The following is a 21933-nucleotide window of genomic DNA, read 5'->3' as shown; positions in this document are numbered from 1 at the left end:
GGCGTGACCAGTGAAGCCAGTACCGTCGAGCGGGCGTTTCGGGGCGCCCTCTACGACGACACCGACGCCGGACTCGACACGGGCGCCTCCCTGCTCGCCGCCGACCCCGGCGCCGACGCCGAACTCGCCCGGCGCGGCGAGGAGTTCCTCGCGGCGGCCTGGCAGCGCGGCTGGCAGCCCGCCGACGTCGTCCGGCTGGTCCGGCGCGAACTGGACGAGAGGCACGTGGTCCTGGCTGCCCGCCTCATCCGCGGGCAGACCGGCCGGGACCGCCCGCGCGGGCACCGCTGGGCCGCACAGCTCGACGCCCTCCCCGCCGCCCCCGCGCGCGTGACCGACCCGCACGGCGGCGACCGCTTCTCGCACGCCACCACCGTGCTGGAGCTGTACCGGCTGCTGCTGCGCCTGCCCGCCCTGGAGCCTCTGGAGGAGCCGCGCCGCGAGCACGGCCCCAGCGCCTCCCGCATGCTCACCCGCATCCGCGCGCTGCTCGCCAAGGCCGAGGCGACCGGCTACCCGGAGGAGGCGGAGGCCCTCAGCGCCAAGGCGCAGGAGCTGATGGCCAGGTACAGCGTCGACGAGGCGCTGCTCGCCGCCGGCGCACCTTCCCCGGACGCGCCGGGAGCGTGCCGGATCGGGGTCGAGGCGCCGTACGAACAGGCCAAGGCGGTGCTGCTGGACGCGGTCGCCACCGCCAACCACTGCCGCGCGGTGTGGAACGAACCGCTCGGCTTCTCCACGGTGGTCGGCTTCGAGGCCGACCTGGAGGTGGTCGAGCTGCTCCACACCTCGTTGCTGGTGCAGGCCACGCACGCCATGACCAGGGCCGAAGCGGCCCAGCGAGCCAGTGGCCGCAGACGCACCAAGACCTTCCGGCAGTCGTTCCTCGCGGCCTACGCCCACCGGGTCGGCGACCGGCTCACGGCCGCCGCGGAGAGCCAGGTCACCCAGGACCTGCTGCCGGTGCTGGCCACACGCGCGATAGCCGTCACCGACCGCACCGAGCGGATGTTCCCGCAGACCACGACGTCCCGGCTGCGCGGCGTGAGCGACGCGGCCGGCTGGACGGAGGGCGCGCGGGCGGCGGACGAGGCCCAGGTCAGAGCCAGACCCCGGCTCGGCTGAGCAGTGGAACACCGGCCTGCCCGTCCGCACCCGCCCGGCCGCGCTCAGTCGCCCGCCGACTGGAAGGCGGTCACCGAGGCGTTCGGCTCGCCCTTGCCGCTCGTGCCGGCGATCGGGCCGTACCGCCAGGGGAAGTTCTCGGTCACGTCGGTGCCGGGCAGGGTGACGTTCATGGACTTCGCCTTCAGCGCCTTGGCGTCGCCGTCCTTGCCTCGCACATAAGTGATGGTGAACGACGCCGAGTCCCCCTTGGCCAGCCGCAGCTTCTGCGCCTTCGCGCCCTGCTGCGGGCCGAGCTTCGGGGCGAGGCCGTCCTGGTGCAGGGTGACACCCGGGAAGTGGTCCAGGGTGCAGGTCGCACTGGAGTTGGTGATGCTGACCGGCACTTCGCCGGTGTCGCCCGCGGCAGGGGCCACGCTCGCCGACCCGACCTGCACCGAGACCCCGCCGATCTCGCACGCGTCGCCGGACTTGCCGCTCGCGCTGCCGCCGCCACCGCTGTCGCAGGCGGTCAGGAGCAGGGCGGCGGCGACGGCGGTGAGGGTGAGCGGAATGGCGCGCATGAGCAGGTCCCATCGAGGTCGAGACGTCGAGGTCGAGACGGTCTCCCCGCATCATGTCGCCTGCGCGCGCCGCCCGGTCACGCGCCCCTCCGCAGTCACCACTTCGAGTGCCCGGGCCGCGAACGTCACCGCCGCACGGACGTCTGCGCCGCACGGACGTCACGGCCGCACCCGCGTCAGCCTCAGGTCACGGCGTCAAGCCGGTCGGCATCCCAGAAGGCAGCTTGCCGCCCTCGGCCTTGGTGTACGTCTCCTCGCCGGTCTTGCCCGACCAGGTGACCTTCATGCCGTTGTCGTCGACCGAGTCGACCATGCCGGTGACACGGTCCTTGCTGCCGTCGGTGCACTTCAGGTGGATCATCTGCATCCCGGACTCGGTGCCAGCGCTGCCGCTGCACACGGTCCCGCCGGTCACGAAGAGCCCGGCCTCCTTGCCGGTGATCACCAGTGCCACGATCTTGCCCCCGCTGGTGCTGACCCAGCTGCCCTGGAGCTTGCCGGACGCGCCCGTCGCCGTAGCGCCGGATCCCCCGCCGCCGGACGCCGACGCGGACGTCCCCGCGCTGGGGGAGGAGTCGTGCCCACTCCCCTTGGAGCCGGAGTCGCTCCCGCTGCACGCGGTCAGGGCGAGGGCGCCCACCAGTCCCGCGGCCACCGCCGCCGTCCGTACCCTTGCGGTCACCGAAGTCACGTCGAGCTCCCAAGCTGTAGCGGGCCGGCCGCCCGTGGCCGGAGGGACCGCAGCAAGTTACCAGCCGTTACCCGGTCACTTCCGGACAGCGGGCCCGGAACGTCAGGTGACACTGGTCGCGCGCGCCCCACTCGGCCGGAACTCGGCGGGCCCGCGGCTGGAACACATTCGGCCCCCCGTGCGTCTTACCCGTAGTAAGCCGAGGTGGGCATGCCCGACCGGTTCCGGGGCAGACGCTGGAGCAGCTTCGGTAAAGCGGACGTCAAAGCTGTAACCACGGGACCACTTGTCGTGCACGTGCATCTGCTCATGCATCTGCACGTGAACAGGGCTATGATCCGGAACTGTTCACCAGAGCATCCATGGCCACATCAGCCAGTGCACCGACCGGGAGCGACCTGTGGACCGCGACGTTGACAGCGTGTACGGGGGGTACGACGTGTACAACGGCATGGCTGCCACGCAGCTGGACGGAGTGGCCTGGCAGAAGAGCCGGCACAGCAACTCCCAGGGTTCCTGTGTGGAGTTCGCGCGGCTGCCCGGCGGCGAGGTGGCCGTACGCAACTCGCGTTTCCCGGACGGGCCCGCGCTCGTCTACACCCGCGCGGAGATCGAGGCGATGCTCCTCGGTGTCAAGGACGGCGAGTTCGACCACCTGATCGCGAGCTGACCGCCGGCGACCGGCCTTCCCGATTTCCGGCAACGATGTCAGGCGGCGCGCGCCGACGCGCGTAGACCCGGGACCCGCGAGGGCCCGGCTGTGCGCAGAGAGGTCCCCTCAGCGGCTCATCCCGGCCGGACCCAGCCGGAACAGTGCCCAGACGACCTTGCCGCTGAGCGTGCCCGCGAGCGGGTGCCAGCCCCAGCTGTCGCTGAAGGAGTCGACGAGGAACAGCCCCCGGCCGGACTCGGCCGCGAAATCGTCCGAGTCGCGCGGGACCGGCGTGTCGTGGCTGGGGTCGCGCACCGCGCACACCAGCCGCTCGGTCCACCGCATCAGGTGCAGCCGCACGTGCGAGCTCTGCTCGGCGCCTCGGGCGGCGGCCTCGGTGGGCAGCGCGTGGCGCAGGGCGTTGGTGACGAGTTCGGAGACGACGAGACAGATGTCGTCGAAGCGGTCACCGACGTCCCACTGGTCGAGCGTCGCTCTGGTGAAGCGCCGGGCCTCGCCCACTGCCTCGTAGCGGGCGGGCAGTGCACAGGAGGCGGCATCGGACACGGCCGCGGGGTCCAGCGGCGGAAGGCCCTGCCGTAACGGCTTGAGCATGGTCGATCCATTCGTCCCCATGCGAGGCACTCCCGGAATTCGCGGTCGTTGCGATGCAGCGGTCGTTGCGATGCAGCGGTGGCGCGGGACCATGGTTTCGGATGCGCAGAGCAGATGCAAGGGCAGATGCACGTGCACGCGACCGAATTGGCCCTGCCCGTACCGCTTCTTGGCCATTTTTTCCGCCACTGTTCTAGGCCTCTTGCCGCATCCGCGCGTTCCTTCCTGTACGGAAACGGCTGACCTCTTTCCGTTTCCGTAACCGGACGAGTACTGCGCGAAGCGTTTTAGTGGCAGACTGCGGCCCCTGAAGACGGTTGGGGAGGCTGGCGAAGGTGAGCGCGGGAGAGCCCGGATCGGTGGTGCGGCGCATGCTGCTCGGCTCGCAACTCAGGCGACTGCGTGAAGCACGGAACATCACGCGCGAGGCGGCGGGCTACTCGATCCGCGCCTCCGAGTCGAAGATCAGCCGCATGGAGTTGGGCCGGGTGAGCTTCAAGACCAGGGACGTCGAAGACCTGCTGACGCTGTACGGCATCACCGACGAGGCGGAGCGCGAGTCCCTCCTCTCCCTCGCCCGCGAGGCCAACGTGGCGGGCTGGTGGCACAGTTACTCCGACGTCCTGCCCAGCTGGTTCCCCACCTACGTCGGCCTGGAGGGCGCCGCCTCCCTGATCCGCGCCTACGAGGTGCAGTTCGTGCACGGCCTGCTGCAGACCGAGGACTACGCGCGCGCGGTCGTGCGGCGCGGCATGAAGGGCGCGAGCGTCGCCGACGTCGAACGGCGGGTCACGCTGCGCCGGGAGCGGCAGAAGTACCTCCTCGCGGACAACGCCCCGGAGTTCCACATCGTCCTCGACGAGGCCGCGCTGCGCCGGCCCTACGGCGACCGCGAGGTGATGCGCGGCCAGCTCCAGCACCTCATCGAGATCTCCGAGCGGCCCAACGTACGGCTGCAGATCATGCCGTTCAGCCTCGGCGGCCACTCCGGCGAGTCCGGCGCCTTCACCATCCTCAGCTTCCCCGAGTCGGACCTGTCCGACGTCGTGTACCTGGAGCAGCTCACCAGCGCCCTGTACCTGGACAAGCGCGAGGACGTCGCCCTGTACGAGCACGCCCTCAAGGAACTGCAGCAGGACTGCCCCGGACCCGACGAGAGCCGGGATCTGCTGCGCGGTCTCCTGCAACTGTCCTGAGACGCCTCCGGTCTCTCCACAGGCATCCCCAACTCGCTTTCATCACAAGTACGATGACAAACGATCAGAGCGATCAGAACATGTCGTGGATCTGGTGTCGGCTACCGATTGAGGGATCACATGTCGTCCTACTTCACCGAACTGGCCCAGCAGTACATCGACGGTGAGTGGCGTCCGGGCACCGGTTCCTGGGACATCATCGACTTCAACCCGTACGACGAGGAGAAGCTGGCCTCCATCACCATCGCCACCACCGGCGAGGTGGACGAGGCCTACCGGGCGGCCGCCCGCGCCCAGAAGGAATGGGCCGCGACCAACCCCTACACCCGCCGTACGGTCTTCGAGCGCGCCCTGCGCCTGGTCGAGGAGCGCGAGCAGGAGATCGCCGACGTCATCATCGCCGAACTCGGCGGCACGCGGCTCAAAGCGGGCTTCGAGCTGCACCTCGCCAAGGAGTTCCTGCGCGAGTCGATCCACCTGGCGCTGCGTCCCGAGGGCCGGATCCTGCCCTCCCCGGGCGACGGCAAGGAGAACCGCGTCTACCGGGTCCCGGTGGGGGTCGTGGGCGTGATCAGCCCGTTCAACTTCCCGTTCCTGCTGTCGATCAAGTCGGTCGCCCCGGCCCTGGCCCTCGGCAACGCCGTGGTGCTCAAGCCGCACCAGAACACCCCGATCGCCGGCGGCACCCTCGTCGCGAAGATCCTTCAGGACGCGGGGCTGCCCGCCGGCCTGCTCAACGTCGTCGTCACCGACATAGCCGAGATAGGCGACGCCTTCATCGAGCACCCCGTCCCCAAGGTCATCTCCTTCACCGGCTCCGACAAGGTCGGCCGGCACGTCGCCACGGTCTGCGCCTCCCACTTCAAGCGCTCCGTGCTCGAACTGGGCGGCAACAGCGCCCTGGTGGTCCTGGACGACGCGGACGTCGACTACGCGGTCGACGCGGCCGTCTTCAGCCGGTACGTCCACCAGGGTCAGGTCTGCATGGCCGCGAACCGGATCCTCGTGGACCGCTCCGTCGCCGACGAGTTCACCGAGAAGTTCGTCGCCAAGGTCCGCACGCTCAAGGTCGGCGACCCGCGCGACCCGGAGACCGTCATCGGCCCGGTGATCAACTCCACGCAGGCGAACGCCGTCTCGGGCACCGTCGAGCAGGCCATCGCCGAGGGAGCCACAGCCCTGGTGCACGGCACCACCACCGGCAACCTGGTCGAGCCCAGCGTGCTGACCGGCGTCCCGGCCGACTCCGCCCTGCTCCAGCAGGAGATCTTCGGCCCGGTCGCCTTCCTCGTGCCCTTCGACGGCGAGGAGGAGGCGGTCCGCCTCGTCAACGACACCCCCTACGGGCTGAGCGGCGCCGTCCACACCGGCAACATCGAGCGCGGTGTCGCCTTCGCGCAGCGCATCGACACCGGGATGTTCCATGTCAACGACGGCACCGTGCACGACGAGCCGCTGGTCCCGTTCGGCGGCGAGAAGCACTCCGGCATCGGCCGCCTCAACGGCGAGACGACGGTGGACGCCTTCACCACCATCAAGTGGATCTCCGTGCAGCACGGCCGCAGCGGCTTCCCCTTCTGACCGGTTCAGCGGCGTAGGGCGGGCGGGGACGAACAGCGGCCCCGCCCTACGCTGGGGCGCATGTCAGCGATCCGTCTTCTCGTGCTGGGGGCCGTCCGCCAGCACGGGCGGGCCCACGGGTACCAGGTGCGCGGCGACCTGGAGTACTGGGGCGCGCACGAGTGGTCCAACGCCAAGCCCGGCTCGGTCTACCACGCCCTGAAGCAGATGGCCAAGCAGGGGCTGCTGCACGCGCACGAGAGCGCCCCCTCCACGGCCGGCGGCCCTCCGCGCGTGGAGTACGAGATCACCGGCCGGGGCACCGAGGAGTTCCTGCGGCTGCTGCGCGAGTCACTCGTCACCTACGACCAGAAGATCGACATCCAGTCGGCCGCCCTCGGCTTCCTCGTCGACCTGCCCCGCGCGGAGGCACTCGACCTGCTCCGCGAGCGCGTCCGGCGCATCGAGCGCTGGCGGGCCACCGTCACCGAGCACTACGTCCCCGACGACGGCCCGGAACGGCTCGGCCACATCGGCGAGATCATGAACCTGTGGGTCCACCGCGCCGACACCGACGCCGCCTGGACCCAGGGCCTCATCGGTCGCCTGGCGGCGGGCGCGTACACGTTCGCCGGGGAGGGCGAGCCGTTCGTCGGTGTCCTCGCCGAGGGCGCCGAGAACCCGTACACGACGGGGGAGCGGCACCCCGGCGACGACCGCTGAGGGGCGCCGCCGGGCGCGAAGCCGGCGTCGCAGTGCCTCCCGCGCTCAGTGGTGGAACCCGGTGGCCTCGCCCTTGTCGCGGGTCGACGGGCCGGACTGGCGGCGCAGCTCCGGCAGCAGACCGGTCAGGTCGGCCAGGAACAGGTCGGCGAGGTCGTGGGAGAAGCCGTTGCGGCAGACGACCCGCAGCGCGGACAGGTCCTCCCGGTTCGCCGGGAAGGTGTACGCCGGCACCAGCCAGCCCCGCTCCCGCAGCCGCCGGGAGACGTCGAACACGTCGTACGACGTCACGCCCTCGGCGGTGGTGAACGCGAACACGGGCAGCTCGTCGCCCCGGGTCAGCAGCCGGAAGTCGCCGAGCGCCTCGATCCGGTCGGCGAGGCGGCGCGCCACGTTCCGCGTCGACTGCTGCACCGCGCGGTAGCCCTCGCGGCCCAGCCGCAGGAACGTGTAGTACTGCGCGACGACCTGGGCGCCGGGCCGGGAGAAGTTCAGTGCGAACGTCGGCATGTCGCCGCCCAGGTAGTTGACCCGGAACACCAGCTCCTCGGGCAGCGCCTCCTTGTCCCGCCACAGCGCCCAGCCGACGCCCGGGTAGACGAGCCCGTACTTGTGCCCCGAGGTGTTGATCGACGCCACGCGCGGGAGGCGGAAGTCCCACACCAGGTCCTCGTCGAGAAACGGCGCGATCATGGCGCCGGACGCCCCGTCGACGTGCACGGGGACGTCCAGGCCGGTCCGCTCCTGCAAGGCGTCCAGGGCCGCGCACAGGTCGGCGACCGGCTCGTACGACCCGTCGAAGGTGGAGCCGAGGACGCCGACGACCCCGATGGTGTTCTCGTCGCACAGCTCGGCCGCCGCCTGCGGGTCCAGGTGGAAGCGGTCGCCCTCCATGGGCACCTGGCGGGCTTCCACCTCCCAGAAGTTGCAGAACTTCTCCCAGCAGACCTGCACGTTGACGCCCATCACCAGGTTCGGGCGCGCGCCCGGGTACCGGTCGGCGTTCTTCTGCGCCCAGCGCCGCTTCAGCGCCATCCCGGCCAGCATGCACGCCTCGCTCGACCCGGTGGTGGAGCAGCCGACGGCGGCCGAGGGGTCCGGTGCGTTCCACAGGTCGGCGAGCATTGCCACGCAGCGCCGCTCCAGTTCGGCGGTGCGCGGGTACTCGTCCTTGTCGATCATGTTCTTGTCCCGGCACTCCGCCATGAGCGCCCCGGCCTCCGGCTCCATCCACGTGGTGACGAAGGTGGCCAGGTTCAGCCGCGAGTTCCCGTCCAGCATCAGCTCGTCGTGCACGAGCTGGGCCGCAGTCGACGGCGGCAGCGGGGCGTCGGGGAGCCGGTGCGTGGGCGGGGCCTCGGTCATTCCGCCGACCGGGTTGGCCTGCCCGAAGAACGGGTTGACCGACATCGACCGCTCGTCGTGCTTCTCAGGACCCTTGTGCAATGCCATGAACACGCCTCCAGAAAGCGAGTCGAACGAATCAGATGAGCCGGATGAGCCGGATGAGCCGGACAGGTCTGACGGGGTCGAGGGGACGGGCGGATCAGCGGACCGGGCTGCCGTCGGCCCGCAACTGCATCTGCGGCCGCCCCGTCACCAGCAGCCAGGCCGGCAGCGACGCCACGCACAGCAGGGCGAGGACCGTCGGCGAGGCCACCAGCACGGCGGCCACGAACAGGCTCACCCAGCCCTGCCGGGTGATCGCCAACAACATGCCCAGAACGGCCGTCGCCACGCCCAGCGCGGGGTGCACGGCCGGAACCAGGGCGTGCGCGCACAGCCCGAGGGCGGTGCCGACGAACACGGCCGGGAAGATCCGGCCGCCGCGGAAGCCGCAGGACGCGGCGACCAGCAGGGCGGCCAGCTTCACCACGGCCAGCGTGGCCAGCCGGCCCGCCGACCAGCCCTCGGGGTCGTGGGCCAGCTCCCCGACCTCCGCCAGCCCCTTGAAGAGCGTCAGATGGCCGCCGAGGGCCCCCAGGGCGCCCAGCACGACCCCACCGGCCGGAAGCATCAGCATCGGGTGCCGCAGCCGCTGGAAGGCCGCGTGGACGTACGGCAGCAGGCGTACGGCGGCCATCCCGAGCAGTGCCGCCGCCGAGGCGATGACAATGGCGGCCGGCAGATCGCCCCACGCGGGCCGGCCGAAGGGCGGCAGCCCCAGGTCGAAGCTCGCCTTGGAGACCAGCGTGGTCGTCAGCGCCCCGCACGCCGCCGCCGTCAGCGGCGCGAACAGGCTGTCCCACAACTGCCCCCTGATCTGCCGCCCCGCCAGCGCCTCGGAGATCACCAGCGCCGCCGCCACCGGCGTCCCGAACAGCGCGCCGATCGTCGCCGCCTCCGCCAGCACAGGCCACAGGGCGCCCGGGATCCGGGGCAGCAGGGAAGCGCCGAGCCAGGCCGCGAGGCCCACGTTCACGGCGATGATCGGGTTCTCGGGGCCCAGGCTCGGCCCGCCGGCCAGCATCAGCCCGACCGCGACCGCCAGCCCCGGCAGCACCACCGGCGGCAGGACAGGCGCGTCCAGCCCCACGGTCGCCGGGTCGGGCCCGGCGTGCCCCGGCACCAGCCAGACGACCAGCCCGACCGCGATCCCCGTCCCGACGAGCATCACGAACATCCACAGCACCGAGTAGCGGCCCACCCCCAGCGCGTCCGGCAGCGGGCCCCACAGCACGTGCTGGAGCTGTTCGGCGGCGTCGCTCACCCCGACGAACACCAGGCTCGCGAGCACGCCCACGGCGGCGGCGGGCAGGACGAGCAACAGCAGCACCCGCGCGGGGGCCGCACCGGCGTTCGGGAGCGCCTGCCGCGCGGAGTCCTGAGCCACGGGCTCACCATAAACGGATAAAACGCCCACAACATCCCGGGCGGCATCCGGGCTTGCACCTCACGCCGCGTGAGGCGGCACCGTGGAGCCGTACCGACGACAGCGACGACGAGGAGCGGACAGTGAGCTACTCCGTGGGACAGGTCGCGGGGTTCGCCGGAGTCACGGTGCGCACCCTGCACCACTACGACGAGATCGGCCTGCTCGTGCCCGGCGAACGCACCCACGCGGGACACCGACGCTACACCGACGCCGACCTCGACCGGCTCCAGCAGGTCCTGTTCTACCGGGAGCTCGGCTTCCCGCTCGACGAGGTCGCGGCCCTGCTCGACGACCCGGCGGCGGACCCGCGCGCCCACCTGCGCCGCCAGCACGAACTGCTGACGGCCCGGATCGAGAAGCTGCAGAAGATGGCCACGGCCGTGGAACACGCCATGGAGGCACGCAAGATGGGCATCAACCTCACACCCGAGGAGCGGTTCGAGGTGTTCGGCGACAAGGACCCCGAGCAGTACCGCGAGGAGGCGGAGGCACGCTGGGGCGACACCGAGGCGTACGCCGAGTCGCAGCGCCGGGCCGCCGCGTACACCAAGGAGGACTGGAAGCGCATCCAGGCCGAGGCCGATGAGTGGGGCGAGCGCTACGCGGCCCTCGTCGCCACCGGCGAGCGGCCGTCCGGCGAGGCCGCCATGGACCTCGCCGAGGAACACCGGCAGCACATCAGCGGGTACTTCTTCGAGGTGCCCTACGAGATGCACCGGTGCTTCGGCGAGATGTACGTCTCCGACGAGCGTTTCAAGGCGTTCTACGACGCGATGGGCGCCGGCGTCGCCGAGCACCTGCGCGCCGCGATCCTGGCCAACGCCGACCGCCACACCTCATGACGGCCTGACGCCCTGACGGCCTCACGCCCGCCCTGGTCCGGGGGCTCACTCCCGGGCCAGGACCACGGCGGTGCCGTAGGCGCACACCTCGGTCCCGACGTCCGCCGCCTCGGTCACGTCGAACCGGAACGCCAGCACACCGTTGGCCCCACGCGCGCGTGCCTGCTCCACCAGCCGCTCCATGGCCTGGTTGCGGGTCTCCACGAGCGTCTTGGTGAGCCCCTTCAGCTCGCCGCCGACCATCGACTTCAGGCCGGCGCCGATCTGGCTGCCGAGATGCCGGGAGCGCACGGTGAGGCCGAAGACCTCGCCGATCACTTGTCGCACCTGGTGTCCGGGCACGTCGTTCGTCGTCACGACCAGCACGTCCGGCTGGGGCCCCTGGCCGCCGCCGTAGTCATCGAGTCCCATGCCCACAGCTTTGACCGAGTCGGCGCACAGTGCATCCTGGAGACAGCGGTGGAACCCGGGGCGGTCACCGGGCGTTGTAGCTTTGTGCGGCGCTCCGCCGCGCGTCAGCCGCCGTAGCCGCCCTCATCTCCCCAGCACCCCCAGGAGCCCGGACCCGTGATGACACTCGCCCTAGGCCCGAGCTGGATGGATCCCAACCACCTGCTCGACACGTACGGCATCTGGGGCCTGCTGCTCGTCGTGTTCGCCGAGTCCGGCCTGCTCATCGGCTTCTTCCTGCCCGGCGACTCGCTCCTGTTCACCTGCGGCCTGCTGATCACGTCCCACAAGCTGGACTTCCCGCTGTGGGCCGCGATCGTCCTGATCTGTCTCGCCGCGATCCTCGGCGACCAGGCGGGCTACATGTTCGGCAAGAAGGTCGGGCCGTCCCTGTTCAACCGGCCCGACTCCCGGCTGTTCAAGCAGGAGAACGTCGTCAAGGCGCACGAGTTCTTCGAGAAGTACGGCCCGAAGTCCCTGGTCCTGGCCCGCTTCGTGCCCATCGTCCGCACCTTCACGCCGATCATCGCCGGCGTCAGCGGCATGCGGTACCGCTCCTTCCTCACCTTCAACATCATCGGCGGCACCCTCTGGGGCGCGGGCGTCACCCTGCTCGGCTCCTGGCTGGGCAACATCACGTTCGTCAAGAACAACATCGAGGCGATCCTCATCCTGATCGTCCTCGTCTCGGTCGTCCCGATCGCCATCGAGTTCCTCCGAGCCCGCTCCAAGAACAAGAAGACCCCGCCCCCGGCCGCGGCCCCGGTTCACCAGCAGCCCCCGGCCCCGATGATGGACGACGCCACGACACGGCTCCGCCGCATCGAACCGGAACCGCACTACGACCAGCCGTACCAGCAACAGCAGGACCAGTACTGGAACCAGAACTACGACAACCAGTACTACGGCGACCAGCAGTACCCGCAGCAACAGCAGCACGGCTACGACTACAACCAGGGCGAGTACCGCGCCCCTTAGGGGCGCGGGGAACTGCGCGAACAACCACAACGCACCCGCACCCGCCCACGGCGAGCACCAGCCGAGCTACTGGGCGGACCTCACCAACCCAGACTCAGAAACCCCGAGTCCGCTTAGCAGCCCGGCGTTTCCCGGCGGAGCCAACCCGCAACGTCAGCCGAGAAATCTCCGCCCCCAGGTTCACCCCGATGGCAATGGCCATCGCCAGCGACGCCGCCTTCGCCAACGACACCAACCCCTTGTCGACCTCGTTGTGCGCCATCGACAACAGCCCGAAGTACGTCGCCGACCCCGGCAGCAGCGGCCCGATCGCCGCCGTCGTGTACGGCAGCGCCGACGCGAACCGGTACCGGGACAGCAGCTGCCCGAACAGCCCCACCAGGCCCGCGGCCACGGCGGTGGACGCCACCGGCGAGATGTCGCCGGCGGAGTGCATCGCGCCGTACACCGACCACGCGATCCCCCCGTTCAGGGTGACCGCCAGCACAGTGGACCGTTCCTGTTGCAACAGCACCGCGAACGTCAGCGACAGCAGCATCGACGCGGCGATCTGCACCAGCGGCCGATCGGGCATGTTCAGAGCCGCGTCCGGATTGAGCTTGGCGCCCACCTTCACGCCGAAGTACAGGACGACCAGCACGCCCACCACGATGCCGACGAAGAAGTACATGACCTCCAGCAGGCGCGCGGACGCGGTGATGTAGAAGCCGGTCAGCCCGTCCTGCACACCCGCCACCAGCGCCCGCCCCGGCAGCAGCGCGAACAGACCACCGGTGATCACCGCGGACGCCTTCACGTCGACGTGCGCGACCGTGAGCGCCACACCGATCGCCGCGGGCGGCATCGCGGCCACCGTGAACTGGTAGAACTCCGGCAGCCCGCGCCCGGCGCAGAGCCAGGCCAGCCGGTCGCCGAGCATCGCGCCGACCGCCGCCGCCACGAACACCAGCAGGTCGCCGCCGACGAGGACGGAGGCCGCGCCCGCCAGCAGCCCGGTGCTCGCGGTGAGCGCCCAGCCGGGGTACGGGTGCCGGTTGCGGCGGATCTCGGCGAGACGCCGGTACGCCTCCTCCAGCGAGATGTGGGCCTCGGGGTCGGTCAGGTCGTCCACCAGGCGGAACACGGCCGCGAGCCGCGTGTAGTCCGTGCCCCGGCGCCGTACCGTGCGGGACGCCGTCACCGGGTCCTCGACCAGGGACGGCTGGTGGGAGATCGACAGCAGGGTGAAGGTGACGTTCGGTTCGCAGCGGTCGAGGCCGTAGGACCGGCACACCGCGAACATCGCGGCCTCCACGTCCTCGGCGTTCTCCCCGCCCGCAAGCAGCAGCTCCCCGATACGCAGGGTCAGGTCGAGCACGCGTGGGACGGCGGGGCCCTCCTCCTCGACCCGCTGCACCGGTTCCGGCGCCGGCCGCTCGGTCACCGGCATGCGCAGCATCGTGCGCATCCGGTCCTGCCAGGGGGCGTCCTTGACGAGGCTGACCAGCGGCACCCCGGCGGCCGGTGTGAACGCGGGCGGGGCGTCCTTGGCGCTGTAGGTGCGCGGGGTGCTGAACGCCGACCCCTCCGGCTCCGCCCCCGCCGGCTGCGGCGACGCCAGGCCCTGCGGGACGGCGAACTCCGACGTCGTCTCGGACTCACCGCCGGCCCTGGGGGCCATCATCCCCTCGGGGAGGGCGAACTCGGAAGTGATCTCCGGGTCGTACGTGGTCCGCGCCTCGTCCGACCGCGGCTTCCTGTCCTCCGCCTCCGTCACCGTGCCTTGCTCCCTGAACGAACCGATCGTCGGCCACCAGTATGCGTACCCGCACACGAACGGGCCGCACGCGTGCGCGTGCGGCCCGTGGGAGACGACCGGTCAGTGACCGCCCGTCTCCTTGAAGCGCTTGTACGACCGCTCGATCTCGATCTCGGCCTCGGTGCGGCCCACCCAGTTGGCGCCCTCGACCGACTTGCCGGGCTCCAGGTCCTTGTAGACCTCGAAGAAGTGCTGGATCTCCAGGCGGTCGAACTCCGACACGTGGTGGATGTCCCGCAGGTGCTCCACGCGCGGGTCGGTCGCCGGGACGCACAGCAGCTTGTCGTCGCCGCCGGCCTCGTCCGTCATCCGGAACATGCCGATCGCGCGGCACTTGATCAGGCAGCCCGGGAAGGTCGGCTCGTCCAGGATGACCAGCGCGTCCAGCGGGTCGCCGTCCTCGCCGAGGGTGTTCTCGACGAATCCGTAGTCGGTCGGGTAGGCGGTCGAGGTGAAGAGGCGACGGTCCAGGCGGATCCGACCGGTCTCGTGGTCCACCTCGTACTTGTTCCGCGAACCCTTCGGGATCTCGATCGTGACGTCGAACTCCACCGGTGGCTCCTCCATGATCAACACATAGTTCTGGTGGTTAAGTGTCCCTCACGCAGGTGTGTGATCGCGAAAGGGGCTGGTGGTCGTGCCAGAGCAGGGGCCTGGACGAGACGCGAGACCGCGGGTGGTGCGGATCGCGAACGCCGTTCGACCACGTCTGGCGCGCGCCGCGACCGCCGCGAGGCCGCGGGTCGCGCGGCTGGCGAGGGCCGTACGGTCCACGCGTGCGCACCTCCCCGGCTCGCGGACCGTCAGGACGGTCCGGACCTGGCAGTTCACCGCCGGTGCCGCCACCGCCGGGCTGGCGCTGGCCGCCGGTGTGGTGACCGTGGCAGGTCCCTGGGACGCCAACGGCCAGCGTACGGCCGAGCGGGACCGGGCGGTCGCCCTGGAGCGGTCAGGTGGCGCAGATCACGGCGCCGGTACGGCCGCTGGGGCGCCCAGGCCCGCCCCGAGCGCCCCGCCCGTGCTGACCGGTCTGGGGGCCGCCGGGACCACCGTGACCACCAAGGAGGCCCCGCCCGGCCCGGACGCCCTGGCGAGCGTCCTGGGGCCCCTCCTGGGCGCCCCCGCGCTCAGCGGCGGCCACGCGGCGGTCGTCGTCGACGTGGCCACCGGCAAGCGGCTCTACGGCGTCGACGCCGACCGGCCGAGCACGCCCGCCTCCACCACCAAGCTGGCCACCGCCACCGCGGCCCTGTCCGCGCTCGGCCCCGACCACCGCTTCACCACCCGGGCCGCGCTCGAACCCGACACCGGGGAACTGGTGCTCGTCGGCGGCGGCGACCCCACGCTGACCGCGCACCGGGACGCCCAGGGCTGGGCCTCACTGCGCACCCTGGCCGCCGACACCGCGAAGGCGCTGCGCGAGCGCGGTATCCACCAGGTCACGCTCTCGTACGACACCACGCTCTTCACCGGCCCCGCCCTGCACCCCATCGGCGTGAACGTCAACCTCGCGCCGGTCACCGCCCTGGCCGCCGACGAGGGCCGTACCGACGACTCCACCCACGGCCCCGTCACCCGGGTCACCGACCCGGCGGCGGACGCCACGCGCGCGTTCGCGGCCTTCCTGAACGACGCCGGCGTCAAGACCTCGTCCCCCGGGCCCTCCAAGGCGACCACCCGCGCCGAGACCCTCGCGACCGTCTCCTCGCCGCCGCTGTCCGCCCTGGTCGAGCGCATGCTGACCAACAGCGACAACGACATCGCCGAGACCCTCGCCCGGCAGACCGCCCTCGCCACCGGCGAACCGGGCAGCTTCGACGGCGGGGCCCGGGCGATCGCCGCCCAGCTGAAGAAGCTGGGGCTGCCGCTGGCCGGAGCGTCGTTCCACGACGGCAGCGGGCTGAACCGGGACGACAAGGTCACCGCCGACCTCCTCACGGCCGTCCTCGTCAAGGCCGCCGACCCCGCCCACCCCGAACTGCGCCCCATCCTCACCGGCCTGCCCATCGCCGGCTTCACCGGCACTATGGCGGGCCGCGAGACCGACAGCGCGGCGGGGCTCGTCCGCGCCAAGACCGGCACCCTCACCGGCGTCAACACCCTCGCCGGCACGGTCGTCGACGCCGACGGCCGCCTCCTCGCCTTCGCCTTCCTCGCCTCCCACACCACAAACGCCGACGCGGCCCAGTCCGCCCTCGACACGACGGTCACGGCACTGACCGCCTGCGGCTGCGAAACGCTCCGCTGAGGTTCCGCCGACTGCCCACGCCCCCGGGTGCCCGTCCCCACCCGCGCAGTTCCCCGCGCCCCTGGGGTCGTGCCCCGTTCCCGCCGTCCGAGGGTGCGACCGCCGTCGTGGCCGCTCGCGCAGTTCCCCGCGCCCCTTTCCCGTTCCCGCCGTGGGCAGGCGTTCCGCAGGGCGGAACGGGTGGGCACGGCCTGCGGCGCCGGGTGCCGTGGCAGTTCCGCCTCAGTTTGCCGACCTCGCCGGAGGCGCGAGGCTGCAAGCCCCACCGCCTGCCCCAAGTGGGAACGCTCACGTACGGTTGGGACCATGACTGGCTTCGGTGGCACTGCCTCGCCCGTGATGGTCGACTGGAACCTCGCGGTGGCGACCGCGACACGGCTCGTACGACCGGGCCCCGAAGTCAGCCGCGACGAGGCGAGGGCCGTCGTCGCGGAGCTGCGCAAACACGCCAAGGCCTCGGAGGAACACGTCCGGGGCTTCACTCGTATGGCCACCGAGGACATCCACGACACCCCCGTCCTCGTCGTCGACCGCCCCGGCTGGGTCCGCGCGAACGTCGCCGGCTTCCGCGAGATCCTCAAACCGCTCCTGGAGAAGATGCAGGAACGCCGCACCGGCAACCCCGGCAGCGCCGTCCTCGGCGCCGTCGGCGGCAAGGTCACCGGCGTCGAACTCGGCATGCTCCTGTCCTTCCTGTCCTCCCGCGTCCTCGGCCAGTACGAGACCTTCGCCCCCGCCACCCGCGACCTCCCCGCCGGCGGCCCCCCGGACTCGCCGGCGGGCGGCGGCCGCCTGCTGCTCGTCGCGCCGAACATCGTCCACGTGGAGCGCGAACTCGACGTGGAACCCCACGACTTCCGGCTGTGGGTCTGCCTGCACGAGGAGACGCACCGCACCCAGTTCACCGCCGTGCCCTGGCTGCGGGACCACCTGGAGGGCGAAATCCAGTCGTTCTTGTCGGAGACCGACGTCGACCCGATGACCGTGCTGGAACGCGTCCGGGAAGCCGCGCAGTCCCTCGCCGGCGGTCGCCCCGAGGCCGAGGAGGACGACGGCGGACGCTCGTTCGTCGAACTGGTGCAGACCCCCGCCCAGCGAGAGATCCTCGGCCGCCTCACCGCAGTCATGTCCCTGCTGGAGGGCCACGCCGACTTCGTCATGGACGGCGTCGGACCCGAGGTCGTACCGACCGTCTCCGAGATCCGCGAGAAGTTCCAGCAACGACGGGCCAAGGGCGCCTCCCGGCTCGACCTCGCCCTGCGCAAACTGCTCGGCCTGGACGCCAAACTCAGGCAGTACCGGGACGGCGAACGCTTCGTACGGGCCGTCGTCGGCCAGGTCGGCATGGACGGCTTCAACCGGGTCTGGACCTCCCCCAACACCCTCCCCACCAAGGCGGAGATCGCCAAACCGGCGGACTGGGTCGCGCGGGTGCACCGCAAGCCCGAGTCGTGAACCCCGTACGAGCGTGGTGAACGAATCCGGCCGACGGCAGGCGAACGCCCCCTCAATCACCCGTCCGAGGGACCGTGAGCCATGAGTAGGCGTGCAATGCTCGGGGAACGCCCCGCTTCTGTCACCATCTACACACTCTGAGTGACCGAATCTCGGGCTCACCCCCGAAAACTTCATGAAGGGAACCGGACATGGGTCCCCATCCTGCGGTCGCGGCGATACGCCTGGCGGTCCGCCGCGCCCTCAACGACCTCCTCACCGACCACCCGCACCACCCCGGCGAGCATCCCGGCGCGCACCCCGGCGAGCACCCCGGCACCGCGGCCGAGCGGCCCCCCTCCCCGCTCGTCCTCGTCGCGTGCTCCGGCGGCGCCGATTCCATGGCCCTCGCCTCCGCCCTCGCCTTCGAAGCCCCCAAACTCGGCATCCGCGCCGGCGGCGTCACCGTCGACCACGGCCTCCAGGCCGGCTCCGACCTCCGCGCGGGCGAAGTCGCCCAGCGGCTGCGCGACCTCGGCCTCGACCCCGTCGAGTCCGTCGCCGTCACCGTCGGCCGCGACGGCGGACCCGAAGCAGCCGCCCGCGACGCCCGCTACGCCGCCCTCGACGCCGCCGCCGAACGCCACGGCGCCGGCGCGATCCTCCTCGGCCACACGCGGGACGACCAGGCCGAAACCGTCCTGCTGGGCCTCGCCCGTGGCTCCGGCATCCGCTCCCTGTCCGGCATGGCCGCGGTCTCGGGGGCCGGCGGCCGCTACCGGCGCCCCTTCCTGCACCTCGACCGGCAGACCGCCCGCACGGCCTGCATGGCCCAGTCCCTCCCGGTCTGGGACGACCCGCACAACGCAGACCCGGCCTACACCCGCTCCCGGCTCCGCCACGAGGGCCTGCCCGCTCTGGAGAAGGCCCTCGGCAAGGGCGTCGTCGAAGCTCTCGCCCGCACCGCCCAGCTCTCCCGCGACGACGCCGACGCCCTCGACACCTGGGCCCGCCAGGCCGCCGCCGCCGTACGGGACTCGGCCGGGCTGCTGGAGTGCGCCAAACTGCACGAACTGCCGCCCGCCGTCCGCCGCCGCGTCCTGCGCCGCGCCGCCATCGAGGCCGGCGCCCCGGCCGGTTCGCTGTTCGCCCGCCACATCGAGGAAGTCGACCGGCTGATCACCGGCTGGCGCGGCCAGGGAGCCATCAACCTGCCGGGCAAGGTCGTGGCTCAGCGACAGGGTGGCAGACTGGTCATTCGGCAGAGCTGAATCCCGGCCCCCGGTGGCCGGGGCAGCCGGTGGACGACCGAAAGTGATGCGGGTGGACGCGAACGACATGGGTGCCGACCTCCAGCAGGTACTCATCACCAAAGAAGAGATCGACGCCAAGCTGGCCGAACTGGCCGCGAAGATCGACGCGGAGTACGCGGGCAAGGACCTGCTCATCGTCGGCGTCCTCAAAGGCGCCGTCATGGTCATGGCCGACCTGGCCCGGGCCCTGTCCACCCCCGTCACCATGGACTGGATGGCCGTGTCCTCCTACGGCGCGGGCACCCAGTCCTCCGGTGTCGTCCGCATCCTCAAGGACCTCGACACCGACATCAAGGGCCGGCACGTCCTGATCGTCGAGGACATCATCGACTCCGGCCTGACCCTCTCCTGGCTGATCAACAACCTCGGCTCCCGCGAGCCCGCCTCCCTCAAGGTGTGCACGCTCCTGCGCAAGCCGGACGCCGCCAAGGTCGCCATCGAGGTGGAATGGGTCGGCTTCGACATCCCGAACGAGTTCGTCGTCGGCTACGGCCTCGACTACGCCGAGAAGTACCGCAACCTCCCGTTCGTCGGTACGCTCGCGCCCCACGTCTACGGCGGCTGACCCCGCGCACCGGGCCACGGGCGGCTGAACCGCTGAGCCAGTCGGCCCAAGACCGGTAGGACGATCGGGAACCCCAGCGGGTTCCACCGCGTTGGAGCATGCAGAGACGGGATTCCCGGCCGTCGAAGCGGCTTCGTGCGGCTTCGGGCAACATTGCTGGGGTACCGTCAGAAGAACTGTCTTATCAAACTCACTATGGCAGGAGGGACGGGGCGACACCGCTCCGTATGGATGGACGTGAAGCGATACTTCCGTGGGCCGGTCATGTGGATCGTGCTGGCCGTCCTTGCCGTGGTCGTGTTGATGCAGGTCGTCGGCTCGTCCGGCGGCTACAAGACGGTGGACACCGGCCAAGTCGTGGCGGCGATCAACGACAACAAGGTCGAGTCGGCCAAGCTCACCACCGGTGACGAGCAGACCGTCAAGGTCACGCTCAAGGACGGGGTGAAGGTCGAGGGCAGCTCGAAGATCCAGGCGAGCTACATCGGCGACCAGGGCGTGACCATCGCCAGCCAGCTGCAGACCAAGTACCAGGACAAGCAGATCCCCGACGGCTACACCGTGTCGCCGTCGAAGCAGAACCCGTTTCTCGGCGTCCTGCTCTCCCTGCTGCCCTTCGTCCTGATCGTGGTCGTCTTCCTGTTCCTGATGAACCAGATGCAGGGCGGCGGCTCCCGGGTCATGAACTTCGGGAAGTCCAAGGCCAAGCTCATCACCAAGGACACCCCCAAGACGACCTTCTCCGACGTCGCCGGCTGTGACGAGGCCGTCGAGGAACTCCAGGAGATCAAGGAGTTCCTCCAGGAACCGGCGAAGTTCCAGGCCGTCGGCGCCAAGATCCCCAAGGGCGTGCTCCTCTACGGCCGCCCCGGCACCGGCAAGACCCTGCTCGCGCGCGCCGTCGCCGGCGAGGCGGGCGTCCCCTTCTACTCGATCTCCGGCTCCGACTTCGTCGAGATGTTCGTCGGCGTCGGCGCCTCCCGGGTCCGCGACCTCTTCGAGCAGGCCAAGGCGAACGCCCCGGCGATCGTCTTCGTCGACGAGATCGACGCGGTCGGCCGCCACCGCGGCGCCGGCCTCGGCGGCGGTCACGACGAGCGCGAGCAGACCCTGAACCAGCTCCTCGTCGAGATGGACGGCTTCGACGTCAAGGGCGGCGTGATCCTCATCGCCGCGACGAACCGGCCCGACATCCTCGACCCGGCACTGCTGCGCCCCGGCCGCTTCGACCGGCAGATCGCGGTCGACCCGCCGGACCTCCAGGGCCGTCTGGAGATCCTCAAGGTCCACCAGAAGGGCAAGCCCGTCGCCCAGGACGTCGACCTCGCCGCCGTCGCCCGCCGCACCCCCGGCATGACCGGCGCCGACCTGGCCAACGTGCTCAACGAGGCCGCGCTCCTCACCGCCCGCGGCGACCAGAAGCTGGTCGACAACAAGGCGCTGGACGAGGCGATCGACCGCGTGGTCGCGGGCCCGCAGAAGCGGACCCGGATCATGTCCGACAAGGAGAAGAAGATCACCGCGTACCACGAGGGCGGTCACGCCCTGGTCGCGGCGGCCTCACCGAATTCCGACCCCGTCCACAAGATCACCATCCTGTCCCGGGGTCGCGCCCTGGGCTACACGATGGTCCTGCCCGACGAGGACAAGTACTCGACCACGCGCAACGAGATGCTCGACCAGCTCGCCTACATGCTGGGCGGCCGGGCGGCCGAGGAACTGGTCTTCCACGACCCGACCACCGGCGCCGCCAACGACATCGAGAAGGCCACCAACCTGGCCCGCGCGATGGTGACGCAGTACGGCATGACCGAGCGGCTCGGCGCGATCAAGTTCGGCGGCGACAACAGCGAGCCCTTCCTGGGCCGTGAGATGGCTCACCAGCGCGACTACTCGGAAGAGGTCGCCGCGCTGGTCGACGAGGAGGTCAAGAAGCTCATCGAGACCGCGCACAACGAGGCCTGGGAGATCCTGGTCGAGAACCGCGACGTGCTCGACAACCTCGTCCTGCAGCTGCTGGAGAAGGAGACGCTGGGCAAGGAGGAGATCGCCGAGATCTTCGCCGCCATCCACAAGCGCCCGGCGCGGCCCGCCTGGACCGGCTCCTCCCGCCGCACCCCGTCCACCCGTCCGCCGGTGCTCTCCCCCAAGGAGCTGGCCCTGACGAACGGCGCGAACGGCGCCACGGCGGCGATCAGCACGGCCAAGTCCACGGCCGCGGAGCCCGCCCCGGCGACGGAGCAGTCCCCGGAGGACCGCCCCGAGAGCTGACCGGCCCGGAATGAATGCCGCGCCCCCCAGGTTC

The 21933-nt window shown here is 71.0% G+C and carries 20 protein-coding genes; 12 read left to right on the top strand and 8 right to left on the bottom strand.

Features of this window, described 5'->3' with window-relative positions; genetic code table 11:
- The first annotated feature begins 3 nt into the window (after positions 1–3).
- Positions 4–1125 carry a DUF2786 domain-containing protein gene (locus tag ABZ854_RS03915; protein ID WP_361203761.1) on the top strand — a complete coding sequence of 374 codons (1122 nt, stop codon included), beginning with the start codon at positions 4–6 and terminating at the stop codon, positions 1123–1125.
- A 44-nt stretch (positions 1126–1169) separates the two neighbouring features.
- Here the strand turns inward: ABZ854_RS03915 and ABZ854_RS03910 are convergent, their stop codons facing one another.
- Complete coding sequence (locus tag ABZ854_RS03910; RefSeq protein WP_361203758.1) at positions 1170–1688, bottom strand: DUF4232 domain-containing protein; 519 nt, start codon at positions 1686–1688, stop codon at positions 1170–1172.
- Between the two features lie 187 nt (positions 1689–1875).
- Positions 1876–2379 (bottom strand): hypothetical protein, encoded by a 504-nt coding sequence (locus ABZ854_RS03905; protein WP_361203755.1) that lies wholly within the window; start codon positions 2377–2379, stop codon positions 1876–1878.
- Positions 2380–2830: 451 nt separating this feature from the next.
- Here ABZ854_RS03905 and ABZ854_RS03900 point away from each other — a divergent pair, with 451 nt between their 5' ends.
- On the top strand, positions 2831–3049 hold the full coding sequence (locus ABZ854_RS03900) for a DUF397 domain-containing protein (protein WP_048910258.1): 219 nt from the start codon (positions 2831–2833) through the stop codon (positions 3047–3049).
- A 108-nt stretch (positions 3050–3157) separates the two neighbouring features.
- Here ABZ854_RS03900 and ABZ854_RS03895 read toward each other — a convergent pair whose 3' ends face one another.
- Positions 3158–3646 (bottom strand): ATP-binding protein, encoded by a 489-nt coding sequence (locus ABZ854_RS03895; protein WP_361203752.1) that lies wholly within the window; start codon positions 3644–3646, stop codon positions 3158–3160.
- Positions 3647–4017: 371 nt separating this feature from the next.
- Between ABZ854_RS03895 and ABZ854_RS03890 the strand changes: the two genes are divergently transcribed.
- The 3 genes from ABZ854_RS03890 (at position 4018) to ABZ854_RS03880 (ending at position 7125) form a co-directional block, all read left to right on the top strand.
- A complete protein-coding gene (locus ABZ854_RS03890) occupies positions 4018–4842 on the top strand; it encodes a helix-turn-helix transcriptional regulator (protein WP_361204327.1) in 825 nt (274 codons plus the stop codon).
- Positions 4843–4962: 120 nt separating this feature from the next.
- A complete protein-coding gene (locus ABZ854_RS03885; protein ID WP_361203749.1) occupies positions 4963–6423 on the top strand; it encodes an aldehyde dehydrogenase family protein in 1461 nt (486 codons plus the stop codon).
- Positions 6424–6483: 60 nt separating this feature from the next.
- Positions 6484–7125: a PadR family transcriptional regulator gene (locus ABZ854_RS03880; RefSeq protein WP_361203746.1), complete on the top strand. Its 642-nt coding sequence runs from the start codon at positions 6484–6486 to the stop codon at positions 7123–7125.
- 45 nt (positions 7126–7170) lie between these two features.
- On the opposite strand, the gene ABZ854_RS03875 is transcribed toward ABZ854_RS03880, so the two are convergent.
- Together ABZ854_RS03875 and ABZ854_RS03870 are read right to left on the bottom strand one after the other, a co-directional pair.
- Positions 7171–8577, bottom strand: a complete 1407-nt coding sequence (locus ABZ854_RS03875; protein WP_361203742.1) for a glutamate decarboxylase — start codon at positions 8575–8577, stop codon at positions 7171–7173.
- A gap of 94 nt (positions 8578–8671) precedes the next feature.
- The gene (locus ABZ854_RS03870) at positions 8672–9958 is read right to left on the bottom strand and encodes an ion channel protein (RefSeq protein ID WP_361203738.1); all 1287 of its coding nucleotides are present in this window, start codon (positions 9956–9958) and stop codon (positions 8672–8674) included.
- Positions 9959–10080: 122 nt separating this feature from the next.
- Between ABZ854_RS03870 and ABZ854_RS03865 the strand changes: the two genes are divergently transcribed.
- Entirely contained in the window at positions 10081–10842 is a 762-nt protein-coding gene (locus ABZ854_RS03865; RefSeq protein ID WP_361203735.1) for a MerR family transcriptional regulator, read from the top strand.
- 45 nt (positions 10843–10887) lie between these two features.
- Here the strand turns inward: ABZ854_RS03865 and ABZ854_RS03860 are convergent, their stop codons facing one another.
- Positions 10888–11253, bottom strand: coding sequence for a YbjQ family protein (locus ABZ854_RS03860; RefSeq protein ID WP_361203732.1), 366 nt, complete (start codon positions 11251–11253; stop codon positions 10888–10890).
- 156 nt (positions 11254–11409) lie between these two features.
- Here ABZ854_RS03860 and ABZ854_RS03855 point away from each other — a divergent pair, with 156 nt between their 5' ends.
- Entirely contained in the window at positions 11410–12270 is an 861-nt protein-coding gene (locus ABZ854_RS03855) for a VTT domain-containing protein (protein WP_361203729.1), read from the top strand.
- A 94-nt stretch (positions 12271–12364) separates the two neighbouring features.
- On the opposite strand, the gene ABZ854_RS03850 is transcribed toward ABZ854_RS03855, so the two are convergent.
- Both ABZ854_RS03850 and ABZ854_RS03845 read right to left on the bottom strand, forming a co-directional pair.
- Entirely contained in the window at positions 12365–14026 is a 1662-nt protein-coding gene (locus ABZ854_RS03850; RefSeq protein ID WP_361203726.1) for a threonine/serine exporter family protein, read from the bottom strand.
- Positions 14027–14128: 102 nt separating this feature from the next.
- A complete protein-coding gene (locus ABZ854_RS03845) occupies positions 14129–14620 on the bottom strand; it encodes an inorganic diphosphatase (RefSeq protein ID WP_129311870.1) in 492 nt (163 codons plus the stop codon).
- 124 nt (positions 14621–14744) lie between these two features.
- Here ABZ854_RS03845 and dacB point away from each other — a divergent pair, with 124 nt between their 5' ends.
- The 5 genes from dacB (at position 14745) to ftsH (ending at position 21899) form a co-directional block, all read left to right on the top strand.
- Complete coding sequence (gene dacB / locus ABZ854_RS03840; RefSeq protein WP_361203723.1) at positions 14745–16316, top strand: D-alanyl-D-alanine carboxypeptidase/D-alanyl-D-alanine-endopeptidase; 1572 nt, start codon at positions 14745–14747, stop codon at positions 16314–16316.
- A gap of 306 nt (positions 16317–16622) precedes the next feature.
- Positions 16623–17771, top strand: coding sequence for a zinc-dependent metalloprotease (locus ABZ854_RS03835; RefSeq protein ID WP_361203720.1), 1149 nt, complete (start codon positions 16623–16625; stop codon positions 17769–17771).
- Positions 17772–17962: 191 nt separating this feature from the next.
- Entirely contained in the window at positions 17963–19021 is a 1059-nt protein-coding gene (gene tilS / locus ABZ854_RS03830; RefSeq protein ID WP_361203717.1) for a tRNA lysidine(34) synthetase TilS, read from the top strand.
- Between the two features lie 46 nt (positions 19022–19067).
- Complete coding sequence (hpt, locus tag ABZ854_RS03825) at positions 19068–19628, top strand: hypoxanthine phosphoribosyltransferase (protein WP_129307679.1); 561 nt, start codon at positions 19068–19070, stop codon at positions 19626–19628.
- Between the two features lie 231 nt (positions 19629–19859).
- Entirely contained in the window at positions 19860–21899 is a 2040-nt protein-coding gene (gene ftsH, locus ABZ854_RS03820) for an ATP-dependent zinc metalloprotease FtsH (protein WP_361203713.1), read from the top strand.
- The last annotated feature ends 34 nt before the right edge of the window (positions 21900–21933 follow it).

It is taken from the genome of Streptomyces sp. NPDC047028 (genome assembly GCF_040644095.1).
GTDB lineage: Bacteria > Actinomycetota > Actinomycetes > Streptomycetales > Streptomycetaceae > Streptomyces.
The sequence above is the reverse complement of the archived record's forward strand: the minus strand, read 5'-3'. Positions and strand labels throughout refer to the sequence as shown.